General features: G+C 49.2%; 18 protein-coding genes. 7 read left to right on the plus strand and 11 right to left on the minus strand.

The window, feature by feature from the left end; translation table 11 throughout:
* Positions 1 to 34: 34 nt before the first annotated feature.
* The gene (gene cls / locus H1A11_RS00600) at positions 35 to 1,474 is read left to right on the plus strand and encodes a cardiolipin synthase (protein WP_119961780.1); all 1,440 of its coding nucleotides are present in this window, start codon (positions 35 to 37) and stop codon (positions 1,472 to 1,474) included.
* A 12-nt stretch (positions 1,475 to 1,486) separates the two neighbouring features.
* Here the strand turns inward: cls and rsmD are convergent, their stop codons facing one another.
* The 3 genes from rsmD to H1A11_RS00615 are packed head-to-tail and all read right to left on the minus strand — an operon-like array spanning position 1,487 to position 3,495.
* Positions 1,487 to 2,020, minus strand: a complete 534-nt coding sequence (gene rsmD, locus H1A11_RS00605) for a 16S rRNA (guanine(966)-N(2))-methyltransferase RsmD (RefSeq protein WP_119961781.1) — start codon at positions 2,018 to 2,020, stop codon at positions 1,487 to 1,489.
* Positions 2,011 to 2,790, minus strand: a complete 780-nt coding sequence (locus tag H1A11_RS00610) for a DUF3822 family protein (RefSeq protein WP_117588673.1) — start codon at positions 2,788 to 2,790, stop codon at positions 2,011 to 2,013. The genes rsmD and H1A11_RS00610 overlap by 10 nt, the downstream gene beginning before the upstream one ends.
* Before the next feature lie 18 nt (positions 2,791 to 2,808).
* Entirely contained in the window at positions 2,809 to 3,495 is a 687-nt protein-coding gene (locus H1A11_RS00615) for a hypothetical protein (protein ID WP_117964889.1), read from the minus strand.
* Between the two features lie 95 nt (positions 3,496 to 3,590).
* Here H1A11_RS00615 and H1A11_RS00620 point away from each other — a divergent pair, with 95 nt between their 5' ends.
* Positions 3,591 to 5,009, plus strand: a complete 1,419-nt coding sequence (locus H1A11_RS00620; protein ID WP_117588671.1) for an ATP-dependent RecD-like DNA helicase — start codon at positions 3,591 to 3,593, stop codon at positions 5,007 to 5,009.
* A gap of 76 nt (positions 5,010 to 5,085) precedes the next feature.
* Positions 5,086 to 5,895 (plus strand): hypothetical protein, encoded by an 810-nt coding sequence (locus H1A11_RS00625; RefSeq protein WP_117588670.1) that lies wholly within the window; start codon positions 5,086 to 5,088, stop codon positions 5,893 to 5,895.
* A 453-nt stretch (positions 5,896 to 6,348) separates the two neighbouring features.
* Here the strand turns inward: H1A11_RS00625 and alaS are convergent, their stop codons facing one another.
* Positions 6,349 to 8,967 carry an alanine--tRNA ligase gene (gene alaS / locus H1A11_RS00630; RefSeq protein ID WP_181757593.1) on the minus strand — a complete coding sequence of 873 codons (2,619 nt, stop codon included), beginning with the start codon at positions 8,965 to 8,967 and terminating at the stop codon, positions 6,349 to 6,351.
* A gap of 171 nt (positions 8,968 to 9,138) precedes the next feature.
* Here alaS and H1A11_RS00635 point away from each other — a divergent pair, with 171 nt between their 5' ends.
* Together H1A11_RS00635 and H1A11_RS00640 are read left to right on the plus strand one after the other, a co-directional pair.
* A complete protein-coding gene (locus H1A11_RS00635; RefSeq protein WP_117588668.1) occupies positions 9,139 to 10,107 on the plus strand; it encodes a M23 family metallopeptidase in 969 nt (322 codons plus the stop codon).
* Positions 10,108 to 10,136: 29 nt separating this feature from the next.
* Positions 10,137 to 10,526, plus strand: a complete 390-nt coding sequence (locus H1A11_RS00640; protein ID WP_117588667.1) for a MerR family transcriptional regulator — start codon at positions 10,137 to 10,139, stop codon at positions 10,524 to 10,526.
* A 13-nt stretch (positions 10,527 to 10,539) separates the two neighbouring features.
* Here H1A11_RS00640 and H1A11_RS00645 read toward each other — a convergent pair whose 3' ends face one another.
* The 7 genes from H1A11_RS00645 to H1A11_RS00675 all read right to left on the minus strand — a co-directional run bounded on the left by H1A11_RS00645 (position 10,540) and on the right by H1A11_RS00675 (position 19,223).
* Positions 10,540 to 12,798 carry a bifunctional (p)ppGpp synthetase/guanosine-3',5'-bis(diphosphate) 3'-pyrophosphohydrolase gene (locus H1A11_RS00645; protein ID WP_119961783.1) on the minus strand — a complete coding sequence of 753 codons (2,259 nt, stop codon included), beginning with the start codon at positions 12,796 to 12,798 and terminating at the stop codon, positions 10,540 to 10,542.
* 76 nt (positions 12,799 to 12,874) lie between these two features.
* Positions 12,875 to 14,191, minus strand: a complete 1,317-nt coding sequence (locus H1A11_RS00650) for a lytic transglycosylase domain-containing protein (RefSeq protein ID WP_117964881.1) — start codon at positions 14,189 to 14,191, stop codon at positions 12,875 to 12,877.
* A gap of 31 nt (positions 14,192 to 14,222) precedes the next feature.
* A complete protein-coding gene (locus H1A11_RS00655) occupies positions 14,223 to 15,002 on the minus strand; it encodes a DUF5683 domain-containing protein (RefSeq protein WP_117964879.1) in 780 nt (259 codons plus the stop codon).
* Positions 15,003 to 15,887, minus strand: a complete 885-nt coding sequence (locus H1A11_RS00660) for a ParB/RepB/Spo0J family partition protein (protein WP_061411439.1) — start codon at positions 15,885 to 15,887, stop codon at positions 15,003 to 15,005.
* 185 nt (positions 15,888 to 16,072) lie between these two features.
* Complete coding sequence (locus tag H1A11_RS00665) at positions 16,073 to 16,846, minus strand: ParA family protein (RefSeq protein WP_117964877.1); 774 nt, start codon at positions 16,844 to 16,846, stop codon at positions 16,073 to 16,075.
* A gap of 421 nt (positions 16,847 to 17,267) precedes the next feature.
* Positions 17,268 to 17,741 carry a DUF456 domain-containing protein gene (locus H1A11_RS00670; protein WP_117964875.1) on the minus strand — a complete coding sequence of 158 codons (474 nt, stop codon included), beginning with the start codon at positions 17,739 to 17,741 and terminating at the stop codon, positions 17,268 to 17,270.
* Positions 17,742 to 17,786: 45 nt separating this feature from the next.
* Positions 17,787 to 19,223: a DUF1080 domain-containing protein gene (locus tag H1A11_RS00675; RefSeq protein WP_174646338.1), complete on the minus strand. Its 1,437-nt coding sequence runs from the start codon at positions 19,221 to 19,223 to the stop codon at positions 17,787 to 17,789.
* A 157-nt stretch (positions 19,224 to 19,380) separates the two neighbouring features.
* Between H1A11_RS00675 and surE the strand changes: the two genes are divergently transcribed.
* Positions 19,381 to 20,145, plus strand: a complete 765-nt coding sequence (surE, locus tag H1A11_RS00680) for a 5'/3'-nucleotidase SurE (protein ID WP_131225781.1) — start codon at positions 19,381 to 19,383, stop codon at positions 20,143 to 20,145.
* A gap of 24 nt (positions 20,146 to 20,169) precedes the next feature.
* Complete coding sequence (lpxB, locus tag H1A11_RS00685; protein WP_181757594.1) at positions 20,170 to 21,315, plus strand: lipid-A-disaccharide synthase; 1,146 nt, start codon at positions 20,170 to 20,172, stop codon at positions 21,313 to 21,315.
* Positions 21,316 to 21,382: the final 67 nt, after the last annotated feature.

A 21,382-nucleotide genomic window follows, 5' to 3' on the forward strand; every position in this document is an offset into this window, starting at 1 on the left:
CCTACATTTGTTTCACACTTAATTGTCTGTGAACATGCTTGATTGGAACTTCATTGCCAGCCAGATTGCTACGATAGCCTTCGACATTGTTTATTTCGGTGCCATCATCGGAACGATTGTCGTCATTATCCTCGACAACCGCAATCCGGTGAAAACCATGGCATGGATACTGGTATTGATGTTCCTTCCTATCGTGGGGCTGGTGTTTTACTTCTTCTTCGGGCGTAGTCAGCGCCGTGTGCGCATGATAGGGAAGAAGAGTTACAGCCGCTTGTTGAAGAAACCTATGGCGGAATATCTGGCGCAGGATTCATGTACGCTTCCCATCAATTACAGCCGTCTCATATCTTTGTTCCGTAATACCAACCAGGCTTTCCCCTTCGATGGAAACCGGGTGGAAGTCTATACCCTGGGGCTCTCCATGCTGCAATCCCTGCTGCGCGAATTGGGGAAAGCAACGAAGCATATCCACATGGAATTCTATATCTTTGAGGACGATGCCATCGGGCGCTTGGTGCGTGATGTCCTGATGGAAAAGGCGCGTGCCGGGGTAGAGGTACGTGTGATTTATGATGATGTGGGTTGCTGGCATGTTCCCAACCGTTTTTTTGAAGAGATGCGCGAGGCCGGTATCGAGGTACGCAGCTTCCTGAAGGTACGTTTTCCGCTTTTTACCAGCAAGGTGAATTATCGTAATCATCGGAAAATAGTTGTCATTGACGGGCACATCGGCTTTGTGGGGGGGATGAATCTTGCCGAACGCTATATGCGCGGATTCTCATGGGGCATCTGGCGGGACACACATCTGCTGCTGGAGGGCAAGGCTGTTCACGGATTGCAGACCGCCTTCCTGCTCGATTGGTACTTTGTGGACCGTACACTGATTACGTCTACCCGCTATTTCCCGAAAATAGAAAACTACGGTACTTCCTTGGCACAGATTGTAACGAGTGAGCCCGTGGGCCCATGGAAAGACATTATGCAGGGCCTTGCCATATCTATTTCCAGCGCGAAGAAATACTTCTATATCCAGACTCCCTACTTCCTGCCAACCGAAGCCGTACTTGTTGCCATGCAGACAGCTGCCTTATCAGGTGTGGATGTGCGTCTGATGCTGCCCATGCGTGCTGATAATCGCTTGACACATCTGGGCTCCTGCTCTTATCTGGCAGATGTGCTCTATTCGGGAGTCAAGGTCTATTTCTATAAGAAGGGCTTCCTACACTCCAAACTGATGGTTTCGGATGATGAGTTGTCCACGGTAGGCTCCACGAATGTGGATTTTCGCAGTTTTGAACATAACTTTGAGGTGAATGCCTTCATCTATGACACAGAAACAGCGCTTCAGATGCGCGAAATCTTCCTCCAAGATCAGCGCGACTGCGTACAGGTATTCCTGAAGAACTGGGTGAAGCGCCCTTGGTATCGTAAGGCTGCAGAGAGTGTGGTGCGGCTGATGGCGCCGCTTTTGTAATTGTGATAATTATCAATTAAAGAACGTGAAGTTCACGCTACCGTACACCCTTCTCTCCACAAAGTGCGGATGTCCTTCGAAACTGTTTTTCTTCCCGTGTTCCAGAACGAAGAGGCCGTCTTCTTTCAGCAGGTTGTTTTCGAAGATAAGGTCGGGCAAAGTTTCCAGCCCGGCAAGTTCGTAGGGAGGATCGGCAAAGATAAAGTCGAATTGCTCCCGTCCGCTTTTGAGGTATTTGAATACGTCACCGCGTATGGGCAGGCACTTGTCCGTCTTTAATTCCTGCATAATCTTGCAGATGAAGGCATAGTGGTCGCGGTCTTTTTCCACGCTGATTACTTGGTCGCAGCCTCTGGACACAAGCTCGATGCTGATGCTGCCCGTACCGGCAAATAGGTCGAGGGCACGGATGCCGTCCTCAAAGTCCATGTAGTTGGAGAGTACATTGAACAGATTCTCTTTGGCAAAGTCTGTGGTGGGGCGTGCCTTGAAGGAGTGGGGCACGTCGAAACGTCGTCTTTTGTATATTCCACTGATTACTCGCATAGGGTTATGGCTTGCAGGTCAAGATTAGTGGCGGGATTCATGATGAATACCTGCCGGATGAATTTTCGCAGTTCGGGCAGTAGCAGCTCTTTGTCGTTCAGGTCACCGGTTAGGTGCAGCTCATCGCGCTCCTGCTCGAAGCCGAGTTGTTTCCATATATATAATAGGTAGTAGACACGGTCGGGTGTGCTTCTGCACTCAAAGGAATTGGCTAGAAGCAGGCGTCCGCGCTCGTAGCCGTATACGTCTACGGCATCTTTTCGCAAGTGTGCATACATTTTCCGGCTGTTGCCCAAGCGGCTCTTTGAAGAGAAGAACTCAATGAAGGGGCTGGCTTGGGAATAGAACTTGACACCGGGATACTGTTCGCGAAGGAAGGAACAGGCACTCTTATCCATGCCGAACAGTACGACAGTGTTGTTCTTATGCAGTATGTTGTATTGTACGGTTTCATTTTCCCGTTTAGGGTGGTTGTGATAGAAGATGATTTCCGTTTGTTCGTCTTCGAAGAACTCCAGGGGAATGAACGTGAAGCGTTTGTCTGCCATGAGCACATTGACACGGCGGAAGGGGCGTTTCAGCCACTCCAGCTCGCGGAAAGTCTGTTTCAGATTGGCAGTGAGGGAGAGGGACTCATCCACTTCACGGTCGTAGTAAGAAAACTCACCGTCGCCCAGAGGATTGAACACAGAAAAAGAAAATCCATCCGTGCTGAGACGGATGGATAATGTATACTGTTCCGATTTATTGAAATCAGTCGTTTCTATCATACGTTTGTCGGGGTGAGATTATTCCCAGTTACCGGCGTTGTTGTTAGCTGTTTCCAAGCTACCAATCATCAGACCGCAGTACTTGCCAAGTTTGGTTTGTACGTCCTTGATGTTAGCAATTTCCTGCTTATCCAGACCGTTCAAGTAAACTTCATACGGAGTCTTCACTTCGAGCAAACAGAAAGGAGCACCGGATTTGGCTGTATCGTTCTTGATGGCCATTTCGAATTGTGCACCGTTTCCGAAGGGAACATATCTCATTGAATCGGGGTTGAAACCTTTCGGGAAGATAGTGTCCAATACGGCTACCCACAAGGTATCACGTTTGAAGTTTTCCAATCCCCATTTCTTTACTTCATCATATTTGCCGGTCTTCTTGGCTTTATTGATGATGTTGATGGCTTTCTTTTCAGTCAGACCGTCTTCCAGCTGCTTATCGTTCAGTTCTCCTTGCTTGAAGATGAACGGAAGTTTCTGGTTTTTAACAAAGTCAATCAGAGAGTCGAAGCTTGCAGTATATTGCTGGTCATGTAAAGTACGATATTCCAATTGTGCTTTACGGATGTCAATCAGACGTGCAATGACAGCTGCATCTCTGTGCTTCTTTGCTTTTTCAAAGTTGATAGGACCCATAATGCTGGCGTAACAAATATAAATTAGCACCAAAGCACATAAGCCTAAAATGACATTAAATACTGTTTTCATGATAAATATGTTTTTTAGTTGTTATATTCGCACCGCAAAAATAAAAGAAATTAATTTAAAAACGATAGTTCCCTTTACTTTTTTCTGTTACAAAAATGATAAATAACTATTTAGAAAGGCAAATTAAGGAAAATTTTCCTTACCAACCAACTCCTGAGCAAGAAATTGCTGTAAAATCTTTATCGGAGTTCCTTCTATCACCTTGTAGCGAGGTGGTTTTTATGCTTCGTGGTTATGCGGGGACGGGTAAAACATCGTTGGTCGGTGCCTTGGTGCGGACGTTGGATAAGCTGCAACAGAAGTCGGTATTGCTGGCACCAACCGGGCGGGCGGCAAAAGTTTTTTCATCGTATGCGGGGCATCCGGCGTTTACAATTCATAAAAAAATCTATAGACAGCAATCTTTCTCCAACGAGCTGAGCAATTTTTCTGTGAACGATAATTTGACAACTCACACTCTCTATATAGTGGATGAGGCCTCGATGATTTCCAATGAGGGACTGTCCGGTTCCATGTTCGGCACGGGCAGGTTGCTGGACGACCTGGTGCAGTTTGTCTATTCCGGCCAGGGATGCCGTTTGCTGCTGATGGGCGATACGGCACAGCTGCCGCCAGTGGGGGAGGAGCAGAGTCCTGCCCTCTTTGCCGATGCCTTGAAAGGCTACGGGCTGGAAGTGGTGGAGGTGGATTTGACGCAGGTAGTGCGTCAGGAGCAGCAGTCGGGTATCTTGTGGAATGCCACCCGCCTGAGGCAGTTGATAGCGGAAGACGATTGTTACAGCCTGCCAAAGATAAAGGTTTCGGGGTTTGCCGATATTAAAGTTCTGCCCGGTAATGAGCTGATAGAGACGCTGAGCTCTTGCTACGACCGCGACGGGCTGGATGAAACCATCGTGGTGTGCCGTTCCAATAAGCGGGCGAACATCTACAACAAGGGCATCCGTGCGCAGATTCTCTGGCGTGAGGATGAATTGAACACCGGTGATTTGTTGATGGTGGCGAAAAATAACTACTTCTGGACGGAAAAAGAGAAGGAGATGGACTTCATTGCCAACGGTGAGACTGCCGTAGTGCGCCGCGTGCGCCGTACGCGGGAGCTGTATGGTTTCCGCTTTGCGGACGTGACGCTGGTCTTTCCTGACTATAACGACTTTGAACTGGAAGTGAACATGCTGCTCGATACGCTGCATACCGACTCGCCTGCGCTGCCTAAGGCAGAGAACGACCGGCTTTTCTATTCCGTCCTCGAAGACTATGCCGACATCACCGTGAAGCGTGAGCGGATGAAGAAGATGAAGGCAGACCCGTATTACAATGCTTTGCAGGTGAAGTATGCCTACGCCGTGACTTGCCACAAGGCGCAGGGCGGGCAGTGGAGGAATGTATTTCTGGACCAGGGCTATATGACGGACGAATATTTGACACCCGATTACTTTCGTTGGCTCTATACGGCTTTTACCCGTGCCACGGGAACGCTCTACTTGGTGAACTATCCGAAAGAACAAATCGTTTGAAAAAGAGAGGGGTACCGATGCAGTATTCCGGTATTTTTTGTATTTTTGTAGATAGAACAACTATAACAGAACAAGTATGAAGAAGCTATATTCTCTCTTTGCCTTGATAGCACTGCTGTTTACCGCTTCCGGTTGCGAGGACGATTACCGGAGCATGGTACTTTTCGAAGGCGTGGAGCCTATTTATCAGATTGGGACATGTGATAATCTGGTGTCTAATCTTTCTTATTATCTTTCTGAAACAAACGAAGATACAGTGCTGGGCATTGACGGTGGTGACGGTTCCTATAATGTGATTAACGAACATGAGTCGGTGGCTTCCGTGACTTTTACCGATGAGGTCAACGGTTATCAGCGTATCAAAATTCATCCGTTGGCAGAGGGAGAGACGATTGTGAAGGTGATGGATGGTTCCGGTGAGGAGACCCAACTGCGCATCACGGTGAAAGGTCGCAGGCAATATACGTTGACGAAGATGGGCTCCGAGTATGGTATCAGTAATGGTGCACTGACGGAACTGCTGAGTGATGTCTCTAAGGCGCTTGCCGAGCGTCCTTGGGTGAAGGATGGCGGGTATTATGTGCTGGTACCCGAAGATTTCTCCAATAGTATGTGGAAAGGTGTATTGGAAATCTATCCGACGGGGAAAGAGGAGGAACCGCTAATGGGAATATACGAGACAGTTCCAGTGGAAGATGAGAACGGAGATACATATGCACTGTGGCAGTTTACTTATAATGGAGAGAAGAGGCTCTTTACGCGGACGGTCTCGGGAAATGGTAAATGTGTACTTGCGGAAAATGTAACTCCTTTCTGTCCTTCCGGTTTGTTGCCCGAAGGTGCACTGGTGGTTTATCGCGAGATGTTTCTACTTCGGACGGAATGAGGTTTTAGTGAAAATCTTGTCAAGAGTAGATTTACGAAAGATTAACAGACGGGAGGCTTAGGCTTCCCGTTTTTGTTTCTGTTGTGCATCATCTGTCTGTTCTGTATGCATCATTCGTTTGCTTCGAATGTATTGTCTGTTTGTTCTGGACTAATCATCCGTTCCCTCCACTTCACTGTCCCAAACCTCAGGGCTTTTCACGGAAACCCCAGGGCTTTGGAGGGTAAATGCCAGCCATTTCACTTGCTAAGGTGTGGCATTTAGGATGGTAAGGTGTGGAGTTTGGGGAGCCGGCATGTGGCATTTCAAATGGAATACTGTGGAGGGTAAAAAGAAAAGGAGAAGCAATGCTCCTCCTTTCCCGGTAGTTTAATTTTTAAATATCTAAAAAATGACGTTACAAATATACAACATCGCAGAGGCGATGTCAAGTGTTTCGCCAATTATTTTCGATTATAATCCTGCCAATTCCAATACTTTGTCAATGGCAGCGTTCAGTCCATCAACATTCTTACCGCCGGCAGTTGCAAAGTGGGGCTGGCCACCGCCACCGCCTTGGATAAGTTTGGCGGCTTCTTTCACCAGGTTACCGGCTTTCAGTCCACCTGTCACAAGGTTGTCGCTCAGCATGACGGTCAGCATCGGCTTGCCTTCGGCTTCTGTTCCGGCCACGAAGAACAAGTTTTCCGTAATCTGGCCACGCAGCTGGAAGGCGATGTTCTTCACTGTTTCTGCCGGCAGCGGGGCACAGAACTTGATGACTTTAACGCCATTGACTTCCTGCACGTTCTTCAGCAGTCTTTCTTTCAGCTGTGCTTCTTTCTCTTTCATGAAGTCCTCTACCTGCTTCTTCAGTCCGGCGTTCTCGTCGATATACTTGCGGATGGTTCCGGCAAGGTCGGGTGCGTTGTTGAAGAGCGCCTTCAGGTCGTGCAGCGTGTCCTCGATGGTGTTCATCAATTCCTCCACGCGTGCACCCGTGTAGGCTTCGATACGGCGCACACCGGCAGCCACGGAGCTTTCGGAGATAATCTTCACCATACCGATGTTTCCGGTTGCAGCCACATGTGTACCACCACAGAACTCTACGGAAGAACCGAACTGGATAACGCGTACATGGTCGCCGTACTTTTCGCCGAACAGAGCGATGGCGCCCAGTTCTTTGGCTTCTTCGATAGGAATGTTGCGGTATTCCTTCAAAGGTATGTTGGCGCGAATCTTTGCATTAACGATGTGTTCCACCTTGCGGATTTCCTCGTCCGTCACCTTTTGGAAGTGTGAGAAGTCGAAACGCAGGGAGTCTGGTGTAACCAAAGAGCCCTTCTGCTCTACATGTTCGCCCAATACTTCGCGCAGTGCGGCATCCAGCAAGTGGGTGGCAGAGTGGTTGGCAGCACAAGCAGCACGTTTGTCGGTATCTACGCATGCCATCATCGGAGCTTCCAAATGTTGGGGCAGCTTCTTGGTGATGTGGATGGGCAAGTTGTTTTCCTTCTTGGTGTCTACTACTTCGATGGTTTCGAACTCGTTTACCAATACACCGGTATCGCCTACCTGACCGCCGCTTTCGGCGTAGAATGGAGTCTTGTCCAGTACAATCTGATATAAGGTCTGGTTCTTCTGCTTCACTTGGCGGTAGCGCAGAATGGATGTCTCGTATTCCGTATAGTCATATCCCACGAATTCAGTGGTACCTTCTTTCAGCGTAATCCAGTCACCGGTCTCTATGGCAGCGGCATTGCGGGCACGTTGTTTTTGCTGTTGCATTTCGGCGTCAAACTCCTTGATGTCGGCAGTCATGCCGTTTTCGCGGAGAATCAGCTCCGTCAAGTCAAGCGGGAAACCGAAGGTGTCATATAAAGTGAAGGCGTCCTTTCCGCTGATTTTGTTCTTGCCGGCGGCTTTGGCGTCTGCCATGGTCTTTTCCAGCAGGCGGATACCCGTCTCCAAAGTGCGGAGGAAGGAATCTTCTTCTTCCTTGATAACTTTGGCAATCAGTTCCTTCTGTGCATTCAGTTCGGGATAAGCGGCACCCATGTTCTCGATGAGTACGGGGAGGAGCTTGTACATGAATGCCTGCTTCTGTCCGAGGAACGTGTAGCCGTAGCGAACGGCACGGCGGAGAATACGGCGGATGACATAACCTGCTTTGGCATTACTTGGAAGCTGTCCGTCGGTAATAGAGAAGGCGATGGTACGGATGTGGTCGGCAATCACACGCATGGCGATGTCCGACTTCTCATCGTCGCCGTACTTCTTGCCTGCTATGTCTCCGATGGCTTTCAGTATCGGTTGGAACACGTCGGTGTCGTAGTTGGAGGTCTTTCCTTGCAGTGTGCGCACCAGTCGCTCGAAGCCCATGCCGGTGTCGATAACCTTGGCGGGAAGTCCTTCCAGGCTGCCGTCTGCCTTGCGGTTGAACTGCATGAACACGAGGTTCCAGATTTCAATCACCTGCGGGTGGTCTTTGTTCACCAGCTGGCTGCCGGGTACTTTGCCCTTCTCTTCTTCCGAACGGGAGTCCACATGGATTTCCGAACACGGACCGCACGGTCCCGTATCACCCATTTCCCAGAAGTTATCGTGTTTGTTGCCATTCAGAATGTGGTCTTTCGGCAAGAACTGCTCCCAGTAAGAAGCGGCTTCGTTGTCGCGTTCCAGTCCTTCTTCGGCGCTACCTTCGAATACGGTGGCGTAGAGGTCTTTGGGGTCGAGTTTCAATACATCCACCAGATACTCCCATGCCCAGGAGATGGCTTCTTTCTTGAAGTAGTCGCCGAACGACCAGTTGCCCAGCATCTCGAACATGGTGTGGTGGTAGGTATCGTGACCTACTTCCTCCAGGTCGTTGTGTTTTCCGCTTACGCGAAGGCATTTCTGCGAGTCAGCAACTCTTTTGTATTTCGCCGGGTGGTTGCCCAAAATGATATCTTTAAACTGGTTCATTCCCGCATTGGTGAACATCAACGTGGGGTCATCCTTAATCACCATCGGGGCCGAAGGCACTATCTGGTGACCTTTACTTTCGAAGAAACTCTTGAAAGAGTCTCTGATTTCGTTTGCAGTCAACATACTCTCTATTGATTTATCTGATTCTAATTTGATTTATCTTCTTCTGTCGTTTTTTGTCCGTTTCTTACTACTAACTACTTGCTACTTAGTCTTAATATTCTTGAAAAAACTGTGCAAAGATAGCTTGTTTTTATTACTTTTGTCGCATTGACAAGCGAAATATTTCCTAAGATGCGCAAAGTTTACTACATTTATAATCCCCAGACGCAGACGTATGACCGTATTTATCCTACCGTGAGGCAGCGGGCGTTGAGCATTCTCCGCCGTTTGTTCATCGGTATGGGGCTGGGTGCGGGCAGTTTCATCGTATTGCTGCTTATCTTCGGTTCTCCGTCGGAGAAGGAGCTGCGGAAGGAGAACAGCAAACTGCAGGCGCAGTACAACGTGCTCTCCCGTCGGCTGGACGAGGCGATGGGAGTGCTGCAGGACATACAGCAGCGTGACGACAATCTGTACCGGGTGATTTTCATGGCCGACCCTATTCCTTCTGCCATCCGTCAGGCTGGATATGGCGGCACCAACCGCTATGAGCATCTGATGGATATGGCAAACTCTGACCTGGTTATCAATACCACCCAGAAGATGGACATGCTGACGAAGCAGCTCTATATTCAGTCATGCTCTTTCGATGACGTGGTGGAGATGTGCAAGAATCATGATGAAATGCTGCGTTGCATTCCTGCCATACAGCCTGTTTCGAACAAGGACCTCCGTAAGACTGCTTCCGGTTACGGTACGCGTATCGACCCCATTTATGGTACCAGCAAGTTCCATGAGGGTATGGACTTTTCGGCTCCTCAGGGTACAGACGTCTATGCCACGGGAGACGGTACTGTGGTGCAGATGGGCTGGCAATCGGGCTATGGCAATAGAATCGTGATAGATCACGGATTCGGTTACCAGACAGTATATGCACACTTGCGCGATTTCCGGACGAAGTTAGGCAAGAAAGTGGTACGTGGTGAGGTCATTGGCGGGGTAGGCAGTACGGGCAAGAGCACTGGTCCGCATTTGCACTACGAAGTACACGTCAAGGGAAAGGTTGTGAATCCCGTCAACTACTACTTTATGGACCTCAGTGCTGAGGATTATGACCGCATGATACAGATTGCTGCGAACAATGGTAAGGTGCTTGATTGACGGATGATTGATAAAGAAAGGATTACATCATGTTGAATACAGATAAGAATTTGAAGTTATATTACTCCATCAGTGAGGTGGCTGCCATGTTCGACGTCAACGAATCGCTGCTCCGTTTCTGGGAAAAGGAGTTTCCGCAACTCAATCCGAAGAAAGGAGGGCGGGGAATACGCCAGTACCGTAAGGAGGACATTGAGACAGTGAAACTTATCTATCATCTGGTGAAGGAGCGCGGGATGACCTTGCCCGGCGCCCGCCAACGGATAAAAGACAATAAGGAAGCTACGATACGTAACTTTGAAATCGTAGATCGCCTCAGAGCTATCCGCGAAGAACTGGTAGGCATGAAACTGGCATTGGATGAGTTTACCTACGAGGATGTGGAGAACTTGAAGGAAAATATCCAAGGACTGAAGTAGAATACCACTCCGTTTATTCCTCTACTCTCGTCACTTGTTTTATATTCTGTATCTGCTTCAGATTATTGCAGATAGTGCGCACGTCGTCCACATCGTGTACATAGAGCTGTATCTTTCCTTCGAAGATGCCATCGTTGGTTTCGATGGTCAGTTTACGGATATTCACGTTGAGCTGGCGGGAGATGACTTGGGTCACTTCGTTCAGCAATCCCATGCTGTCTATACCTTTTATATATATGGTGACGAGGAACGACAAATCCTTGTGAGTGTCCCATTCGGTGGCGATGATACGGTTTCCGTAGCTACTTTTAAGGCGGGTGGCAACGGGGCATTGGCGCTTGTGGATGACAACACGGTTCTGTTCGTCGATGTATCCCAGTACGTCGTCACCCGGAATGGGGTGGCAACAGTCAGCCATGATATAGTTCTTTGAGATGGTCTCTTCCGTCAGCTTCAGAATCTGCTTGGTGTTGATTTTCTCTTGCGGTGCTTTCTCTTCCGGTTGTTCTTTGGCATCCTTGTTGTCCTTGTTACCGAAGGAGAAGGTCAGGAACTTCTTCCAGTTGCTGTTCTGTTTTTCCTTGAACACATTCTTGTCGGCATCGCCCAGCACAACCCGCTTGTTACCAATGGCAACGAACAACTCGTCGCGGGTGTGGAAGCCGTGCAGCCTGGTCAGTTTGTCCAGAGCGGCATCATCCATACGTATATCCTCGTTTTTGAAGAATTCGTTCAGTATGGTTTCACCTTCTTTTTGATAGGCTTTTGCTTCTTTACGCAAGATGGCGGCAATCTTGGTACGGGCACGGGCAGTGGTGGCATATACTTCCCACTCCGGCTGCACGCGTTGCGATTTGGAGGTCAATATCTCTACCTGGTCACCGCTTTGCAGTTTGTGGCTTAGGGGGACCAATTTGTGGTTTACCTTGGCGCCGATGCAGTGGCTGCCGATGTCGGTATGCAAGGAGAAGGCAAAGTCCAGTGCCGTAGAGTTCTGCGGCATGGTCTTGAGGTCGCCTTTCGGGGTGAAGACGAAAATTTCCGACGCGAACAAGTTTAGTTTGATGGTATCGAGAAAGTCGATGGCGTCCGGTTGCGGGTCATCCAGAATTTCTTTGATGGTACGCAGCCATTTCTCCAGTTCGCCTTCATCTTCGCTGCCTCCGCCTTCTTTGTATTTCCAGTGGGCGGCAAAGCCTTGTTCGGCAACGTCATTCATACGCTCACTGCGGATTTGTACTTCAATCCATTGCCCGTTGTTACCCATAAGGGTGACGTGCAGGGCTTGGTAGCCGTTGGCTTTGGGATGGCTCACCCAGTCGCGCAGGCGGTCGGGGTGGGGCTTGTATATCTTGGATATGGAGACGTAGATGTCGAAGCAGTCGTTTAGCTCTTCCTCTATATTGCGAGGCTCGAAGATGATGCGGACAGCAAGCAGGTCATAGATTTCCTCGAAGGGGACATGTTTGGTCTGCATTTTGTTCCAGATGGAGTAGATGGACTTTACACGGGCAAGGATACGGTATTTCAGTCCCATTTTGTCCAGTTGCGCCCGTATCGGAGCGGTGAACTCATTGAATACCTTGTCGCGCTCCACAGCGGTGGCTTCCAGTTTCTCTTCTATCTCGTGGTACTCTTCCGGATGTTCGTACTTGAAGCTCAGGTTTTCCAGTTCTGTCTTGATTTTGTACAAGCCGAGGCGGTTGGCGAGAGGAGCATAGATGTAGAGTGTTTCGCCTGCAATCTTGAACTGTTTGTTGGGCAGCATGGAGCCGAGTGTACGCATGTTATGCAGACGGTCGGCTATCTTGATGAGGATAACCCGGATATCGTCGGACATAGTGAGCAGCAGCTTCTTGAAGTTCTCCGCCTGCGCCGAGGCACGGTCGCCGAAGATACCGCCGGAAATCTTTGTCAGCCCGTCTACAATCTGGGCGATTTTGGGACCGAAGATGTTTTCGATATCCTCTACGGTGTAGTCAGTGTCTTCCACCACATCGTGCAGCAATGCCGAGCATATGGAAGTAGACCCCAGTCCTATCTCATTACAGACAATCTTTGCCACAGCAATGGGGTGCATGATGTAGGGCTCGCCGGAACGACGCTTGATGCCCTTATGCGCCTGGTTGGCAAAGTTGAATGCTTTGGTTATTATTTCGACGCGCTTGCGGTGTTTGGTGGCCAAATAGTCGTTCAACAGTTCTTGGAATGCTTGTTCGATCATTTCCTCTTCGGCTTTTTCCTTTTCCTTCTGACTTATATTTTCTTCCATATACTGCTTTCTCCTTTCTTCACTTCACTTTTTGCAAAAATAAGCAATTTTCAACACCGGCCAAGCGTTTATGTCTTTATTTATAAATCTTCAAACGCTTTCCTGCGGAGATTCTGGTACTACGCAATCCATTCCAACTTTTTAACTGATTGACTGTGACGCCGTATTTTCGTGCAATGCTGCCGAGATTGTCACCCTTGCGTATCTTGTAGTAAGTGACATTCCCCGTAGTGGTACTGCTTTTGCTGCTGCGTGCCGTCGGGCGTGTATTGGAAACGGCCACGACTCTGCGGTTCTTGAACAGCTCATTGCTGCGGTGGGCATAGATTGTATCTTGTTTGTCGATGAAGGCACTGATATAATTGATGGGGAGGCGTAGCGTCTGTGGCTTGCTCTCTCCGGGGATGATACTTTTCTTGAATTGAGGATTCAGACTCTTTATCTGATCCAGACTGATGCCGCATAGGTCGGAAATCTGTTCGAAATGAAGGTTACGGCTTACCTGCACCGTATCGGTTGCTTCCGGAATGTCGGTTTCCATGGGGCAGATGTTGTGCTTGCAGTAGTAGGTCATTACGTAGTTGGCGGCAATGAAGGCGGGCACGTAGCCACGTGTCTCTTTGGGCAGATAGTTGTAGATTTCCCAATAATCGGTTTTCCCTCCCGAACGACGGATGGCTTTGTTGATGGTGCCCGGACCGCAGTTATAGGCGGCAATCACCAGGTTCCAGTCTTTGTAAATGTCGTACATGTCCTTCAGGTAGCGTGCTGCCGCCCAGGTTGCCTTTATCGGGTCGCGGCGTTCGTCTACGAGGCTATTGCTTTCCAGTCCGTATATCTTCCCGGTGGCGAGCATAAACTGCCATAGTCCGCAAGCTCCAGCGCGGGATACGGCAGAAGGGTTGAGAGCGGATTCTATGATGGGCAGATATTTCAGCTCGAGCGGCAGACCGTAGGCATCCAGCGCTTCTTCGAAGATGGGCATATAGAAGTTGCAGGCGCTCAGCATGAAGGCAACTTGGTTGCGCAGGCGTCCGGTATACATGTCGATGAATTTGCGTACAATCTCGTTGTACGGCATTTCCATGACGGTCGGCATGCGCGACAACCGGTCTATGTATACAGAGTCACTGAACATCGGGTTTACGGTAGAGGTGCTGCAGTCTTTTCCCAAGTCTATGTAATTCTTGGCTTTCCAGTCATTGAGCAGGCTGTCCAGCGGATAGGTCATGCTTTTGGGCAGCTCGATGGATTCCTGGCGTTCTGTACCGTTTTCGCGGATAAGTACTTCCACGCTTTCTTGCGCATGCATGGCCGGAACGGCGAAGAGGGCGCAAAACAGAAGCGAGGAACCGAGAATAATTCTTTTCATATATATGGCCTTGTGTATCATTAGGTAATAATTTATGCTTTAATTTTCGTTTTTAGAATCGGAAACTGCATTGCACGCCGACGTTCTTATTAGAGGAACCGGTCATCTGACTGTTGATTATGGCAGGTTCCACTTTCATGCTGAGGTCGGGGGTGATGTCGAAGTTGGACAGTTCTGCGTCTACGTATGCGTCGACAACGGACAATAGATATACACCGATAAAGGCGAAGATGCTCAAGTCGCGGTATCGTCGGAAGGTGTCCTTACGCTTCCGCAGTGTCTCCGTCAGCTGGCTTTCGGTATAGTTATAGTTGGGAGGCAGCAGGTCGGTAATGGTACTGGAGTTGAAATTACCATTTACGGCATCCTTGTAGGCGGCCGAATAGTCCTTGTACATCTTGCTGTTCCACGTGAGGGCATAGGCACAACCGGCAAATCCTCCATAGAAGATGGGCAGTTTCCAATATTTGCGGTTGTAGATTTGTCCACCGCCGGGAATGACGAGGGCAAGCCAGGTGGCTTTTGTGGGGTTGGGCACCCATCGCTTGGGGTCGATGGCCTTTTGCAGGCTGTCTGTAGGTACGGGCTGTTCCTTCAGGTCGGGGCTGGCGGTCATTTCCAGCATCTTCCGTTTGTTTTCGGCCGCAAGACTGTCGGCAACAGCGAGGCTGTCCCGGTTTACCACGGTGTTGAGTGTATCGGTCTGATGCCGCTGCGCACGCTTGGAAGCGGCACGCGGACGGTCCTGACCATACATAGCAATCCCTGCCGTCTGTAAAAAACAGAGCAGCAGGGTAATGGCTAACTGATATATTCTTCCTTTTTTTCTCATTTATTTCTTCAGCGTATCAAGAATGCCGATGATACGTTCCAATTCTTCTTCGTTATTGAACGGGATACTGATTTTGCCTTTTCCTTTCTCCGAGCAGGTGAGTTGCACCTTGGTGCTGAAAAAGCCCGAGAGTTGTTGTTTCAACATATTGAATTCTTCGGGCAGTTTGGCGCGCTTGGGAGCAATCTTACGACCACCGCTTTTCACGGTTTCGCCTTCACTCAGTGACTTTACTATTTCTTCCACTTTGCGTACGGAATACCCGTGCTCCAGGATTTCCTCGAAAATCTTTACTTGCAGTTTGGGGTCGCCGAGCGTTACCAACGCGCGGGCATGTCCCATGTCTATCTGCTTGTTCTGCAGCCCCATCTGGACGGGAGCTGGCAGTTTGAGCAGCCGCAGGTAATTGGCGATGGTGGTGCGCTTCTTGCCTACACGTTCGCTGAGGCGCTCTTGCGTCAGCCCGTATTGCTCCAATAGATGCTGGTAAGCGAGAGCTATTTCTACGGAGTTCAAGTCTTCGCGCTGTATGTTTTCGATGAGCGCCATTTCCATGACGTTCTCATCGTCTGCAGTGCGGATATAGGCGGGGATGCTGGTCAGTCCGGCAAGCTGCGAAGCGCGGAAACGACGCTCGCCGGCGATAATCTGGTATTCGTCGTCGCTAAGCTTGCGCAGGGTGATGGGCTGTATGATGCCGATTTCGGAGATGGAATCAGCTAACTCCTGCAACGCAACCGGGTCGAATTCATGACGGGGCTGGTTGGGATTGACCGTAATCTTCGACAACTCTATTTCATTGATAGAAGAGGAGCCTTCGGTCTTTACTTCATCCATGGAGAAGAGGGCGTCCAGCCCGCGTCCTAATGCATTTCTTTGTGCCATCTATTTATTTACTATTTATTCCCTACGGTCATGACACATTTCTTATCTTTGACACATAGGTACGTTGACGATTTACAATTTACTATTTAGCCATACGGGGTGATTTTGTTGTGTATTGTAAATATGGTATTTATCACTACCCCCTAATCATTAATCACTAACTGCTTATTCCTTATCCCTAACCGCTAATCCCTTCTTTCGTTTCTGCTTATCAGCTCCTTGGCAAGTGCCATGTGGTTCTTGGCTCCGGTTGAGTCTGCGTCATAGAGAATGGTGGGCAGGCCGTAGCTGGGAGCTTCGCTCAGTTTCACATTACGCTGGATGACGGTGTTGAACACCAATTCCTGGAAGTGGCGTTTCACTTCATCGTAAATCTGGTTGGCTTGGCGCAGACGCGAGTCGTACATCGTCAGCAGGAAGCCTTCAATTTCGAGGGCAGGGTTCAGCTTGGACTTGATGATTTTAATGGTATTCAGCAATTTGCTGATGCCTTCTAGTGCAAAATATTCCGCTTGTACGGGGATGATTACTGAATCGGCGGCAGTCAGTGCGTTGACCGTAATCAGGCCCAAAGACGGGGAACAGTCTATCAAGATATAGTCAAATTCATTCTTCAGCGGAGCGAGTACCTCTTTCAGTATCTTTTCGCGGTTTTTCAGATTGAGCATCTCTATTTCGGCACCTACCAGATTGATGTGGGAGGAGATTACCTTCAGTGTGTCTATCTCCGTGTCATGAAGGGCTTCGCGTACGTCTGCACGGTCAATAATGCACTCGTAGATAGTACATTCCGACTGCTTGATGTCCACACCCAATCCTGAGGAGGCATTGGCCTGAGGGTCGGCATCCACAACGAGCACTTTCTTTTCAAGTGTGGCGAGTGAGGCTGCGAGGTTGATCGTCGTCGTAGTCTTGCCTACACCACCCTTTTGGTTAGCCATAGCAATTATTTTTCCCATAATCTCAATATTTATTGGCAGCGAAATAAGTGATAATTCCGGATAGCGCCTACAAATTTGGAGAAAGATTGCAAAAACGGTTGATAAGTCGGCTGTTTTGTTAATAACTCACAGACGTTTACCGCTGTTTTTCTTCCTGTAAATTACTCGTAAAGCGTTCTTTCTCTGTTTAGTGGGCAAATATACGTATTTATCTTGAAATGAAGCTGTTTTTTTGTCTCGCTTGCAGAAGATTAAGATTTGTAAACCAATGGAAGACATTGGCTTGGACTATTCTCTCTACTTGCATGAGATGTACATCTCGTGTTGTTTGAGACGGGCATCTCATGTTGCTCGAGATGCACATCTCATGCAGATGGACTACTGTGTGGATTGCGGTCGGCAGATAAGTTGTTCCCAGGCGGAAGGAGAGGAGATGGTGTCAGACCAAGGCTTTGACGAACTCCCAGCAGAAGTATGCACATATGACACATTTCACTACTGTGCCCAGCAAGAATCCAAGCAGCGAGCCCAGCCCCGATTTCAAGGCCTGGTCTGTCTTGCTGCCTCCCATCAGTTCGCCGGCAAAGGCTCCGAGAAAGGGGCCGAGGATGATGCCCCAAGGCATGAAGAACAACCCTACGATGGTGCCTATGAGGCAGCCGCGCGTTCCCCACCGACTGCCTCCGCTATATTTGCTGCCCAGCATCGGGACGAAATAATCCAGTATCTGTACAAGGACGACTGCTGCCAGCCATAGAAGTAACTGCGTGGTGGAAAACTGCGCCTTGTCCGTGAAATGTAGAAGCAACAAGCCTGCATAGGCTACGGGCGGTCCCGGAATCATAGGCAGGATGCAGCCTGCCAATCCGACAATCAGACAGAGGATGCCCAAGATGATGAGAAGAATGTCCATAGGTGTATCGTTTCTGTTGGTGAAGATGACAGCGGTTGTTCCCTGCTACTCGAATCGGTTGTATATGACAATGGGGCGGGAGCGGCGTGTGCTCATCGACGGGAACCATATATCGTCGGCTGTGAGGCCGCATTGCTTGATGGCTTCGGCGCAGTATTCCAGTCGTCCGAAGTCGGCATCGACATTGTTTGTACCGAATGTGAATTTGATTCCACGTGCTTTGGCGCGACGGATAATCTCGAAACTGGGAATCCGGTAGCGTGCATTGATTTCCAGAGCGATTCCATGTTGTTGCAATACATCCAATACGCGTTCAATGCGTCCGTCCGTCCAGTACTTGTCGTAATCATTCGCCATAGTGTCGGGCAAGAAGGTAGGGTTGGCATAAATGTCGGCAGGCTCGTTGGTCAGAATCAGGACTGTTTGGTCGACAAGGTGGTCCATATACCGTTCAAGCGTAATGTCATCAAAGAGTGCTTCTTCGGCCCGGTAGATGCGCGAATTACGTCCCTTGTGGTCTATGATGGTCATGGCGTCGGTAAACAGGTAATCGAAAATTCCCAAGGCTTCCTGCGAGAAAGTTGCCGTCCATTTGCGTCCCTCACCTTGTACACCGCACAGGAATGGCATCCCTTTTACTTCATTAAAATAGTCGTACACTTCTTTGTTATCGGCCAGCATACGTCCTACGCCTCCTTCTCCGGCATTGGGGGCGACACCATAGTTGATACCGTAATTCATGGACATGGCGTGTGCCGTTTCCTTCGTCAGCCCTCCTTTCAAGTGAACGTGGTAGTCTATAACTGGGAAATCGCGCTGCTGTAGCCTGATTATCTCATCCGTGCGCTCGTCTACCGGAGCAAGCGTGTCGGCTTCGTTGCGTGCTTCCTTGGCAAGCTGTTCGATGGCGAGATTCCGGAATGACACTTCGCCGTGTATGCCTTGCAAGGCTATGGAACCTTGACTCAACAGTTGCCGGGCGTGCTCCTCTGTGCGATATGGATGTTCGGGTTCGGTATAGCAGACAACTTCGGTTCCGTTAATGCAGACAATGATGTTTTGTCCGCGTACGGTTATCTCGAAGTCAAACCATTCTCCATCTTTTGCGAGTGAGCGATAGAGGTTGCGCACCGAGGCGAGTGAGCCGCTCTTGCGTGTGCCGTCGATGTCTCCGTTACGGAATATCACTTCATAACCGGACTCGCCGTCCGTATGAAAGAGGAGGCCTGCTTCGGAGCCGGGTTGTGTGAGGGCTTCTCCGGTGAGTCGGAAATTTTGGTATTCTTTGTCGTTGAAGAGCTTCCGGCCTTCTGCAATGACCGGGTCTGCCGTGTGAAGCGTAGATGTCCCGTCATTCCATTGGTCAAGTGGCTCGAGAGAACTGTTCCTGCCACAACTTGTCAGGGTTGTTAGAAACAGAATTATTGCGGCAGCTGCCGTCTCGATACGTGCAGCAATGGTAGGATGGCAAAAAGTGTTCATTATAGCATGGATTTTATGAATGATTATATTCCGATTATTGTCGGTACAAAGTTAGCCTTTTCTGAAAATATCTTTGAATACAAAAGAATTATTATCTTTGTAGTATTCAGTTTAAAGCCTTTTTAGCTACTTTTGCACGATAATAAAAAAGAAAGTTATGGAAAATCAGAGACCTTTGATATTGATTTCCAATGATGACGGCATCATTGCGAAAGGTATTAGCGAGTTAATCAAATTCCTCCGTCCGCTGGGTGAGATTGTGGTAATGGCGCCGGATGCACCCCGCTCTGGAAGTGCGTGTGCGCTGACAGTAACGGAACCTATCCACTACCAGCTGGTTCGTAAGGATGTTGGGCTGACGGTATACAAGTGTTCCGGTACGCCGACCGACTGTGTGAAGCTGGCTTTTCATACGGTGCTCGACCGCAAGCCCGACTTGGTGGTAGGCGGCATCAATCATGGCGACAATTCTTCCGTAAACCTGCATTATTCCGGTACGATGGGCGTTGTGATAGAGGGATGCCTGAAAGGAGTGCCTTCCATTGGATTCTCTCTTTGCAGCCATGAGCCGAACGCTGATTTTGAGCCTGCAGGTCCTTACATCCGAGAGATAACCCGGCTGGTATTGGAGAAAGGACTCCCTCCGTTGACGTGCCTCAATGTCAACTTCCCCGATACCAAAGAACTGAAGGGTGTGAAGATTTGCGAACAAACCAAAGGGCAATGGACTAATGAATGGGAAAACTTTGCCCATAGAGGAGATGCCCATTACTACTGGCTGACCGGTGAGTTTGAGAACAACGATGCTGAAAACGAGAAGAATGACCATTGGGCACTCGATAACGGTTATGTGGCAATCACCCCGACCACGGTGGATGCAACGGCATACGGCTTGATTGATGAACTGAAAACATGGTTCTGAATTAATTGACAATTATCAATTGATATGAAGTACTACTTGATTGCCGGTGAAGCTTCTGGTGACCTGCATGCTTCCCATCTGATGGCTGCATTGAAGGAGGAGGACTCGCAAGCGGAGTTCCGTTTCTTCGGAGGCGATCTCATGGCTGCAGTGGGTGGTGTGATGGTGAAGCATTACAAAGAGTTGGCATATATGGGGTTCATTCCCGTATTGCTGCATCTGCGCACCATTTTTGCCAATATGAAGCGCTGCAAGGAGGATATTGTTGCGTGGCAGCCGGATGTGCTGATTTTGGTGGACTATCCGGGCTTTAATCTGGATATAGCCAAGTTTGTCCATGCCAACACGAGGATTCCTGTCTTTTATTATATCTCTCCCAAGATTTGGGCATGGAAGGAATACCGCATCAAGAATATTAAACGGGATGTAGATGAGCTGTTCTCCATCCTACCGTTCGAAGTGGAGTTTTTTGAAGGGAAGCACGGGTATCCGATACGTTATGTTGGCAATCCGACAGTGGATGAAGTGACGGCTTTTCTTGCTTCCAGCTCAGAGACATTCGACGACTTTGTCCGGGCAAACGGACTTCCTACCAAACCCATTATTGCTCTGCTGGCTGGTAGCCGCAAGCAGGAAATCAAGGACAATCTGCCCGACATGCTTCGTGCGGCAGCTTCTTTTCCCGATTATCAACTGGTGCTGGCCGGTGCTCCGGGTATTTCCCCCGAGTATTATAAACGTTATGTGGGTGGGGCGGACGTGAAGATTATCTTCAACAAGACATACCCTTTGTTGAGGCAGGCAGAGGCTGCACTGGTCACTTCGGGGACGGCAACGCTGGAAACAGCTCTGTTCCGTGTGCCGCAAGCGGTGTGCTACCATACTCCGATAGGAAAGGTTATCGCTTTCCTGAAGCGGCATATACTGAAAGTGAAGTACATTTCCCTGGTCAATCTCATAGCCAACCGGGAGGTGGTGAAAGAGCTGGTTGCAGATACCATGACGGTAGAGCAGGTACGCTCGGAGCTGAACCGCATTTTGTACGATAAGGAATACCGCCGTCAGATGCTCGAGGGATATGAGTATATGGCATCCCGTCTGGGAGAGGCAGGGGCACCCAAACATGCTGCCCGCGAGATGGTGGCATTACTGAGAAAGAGGGAAGAATAATCGAAAAATTAAGAATTTGTTAAAATGGGAAAAGCCGGTGCAGTAAATGCCCGGCTTTTGTATTTTC

The sequence above is a fragment of the Bacteroides sp. CACC 737 genome (assembly GCF_013874375.1).
Taxonomy (GTDB): Bacteria; Bacteroidota; Bacteroidia; order Bacteroidales; family Bacteroidaceae; genus Bacteroides; species Bacteroides uniformis.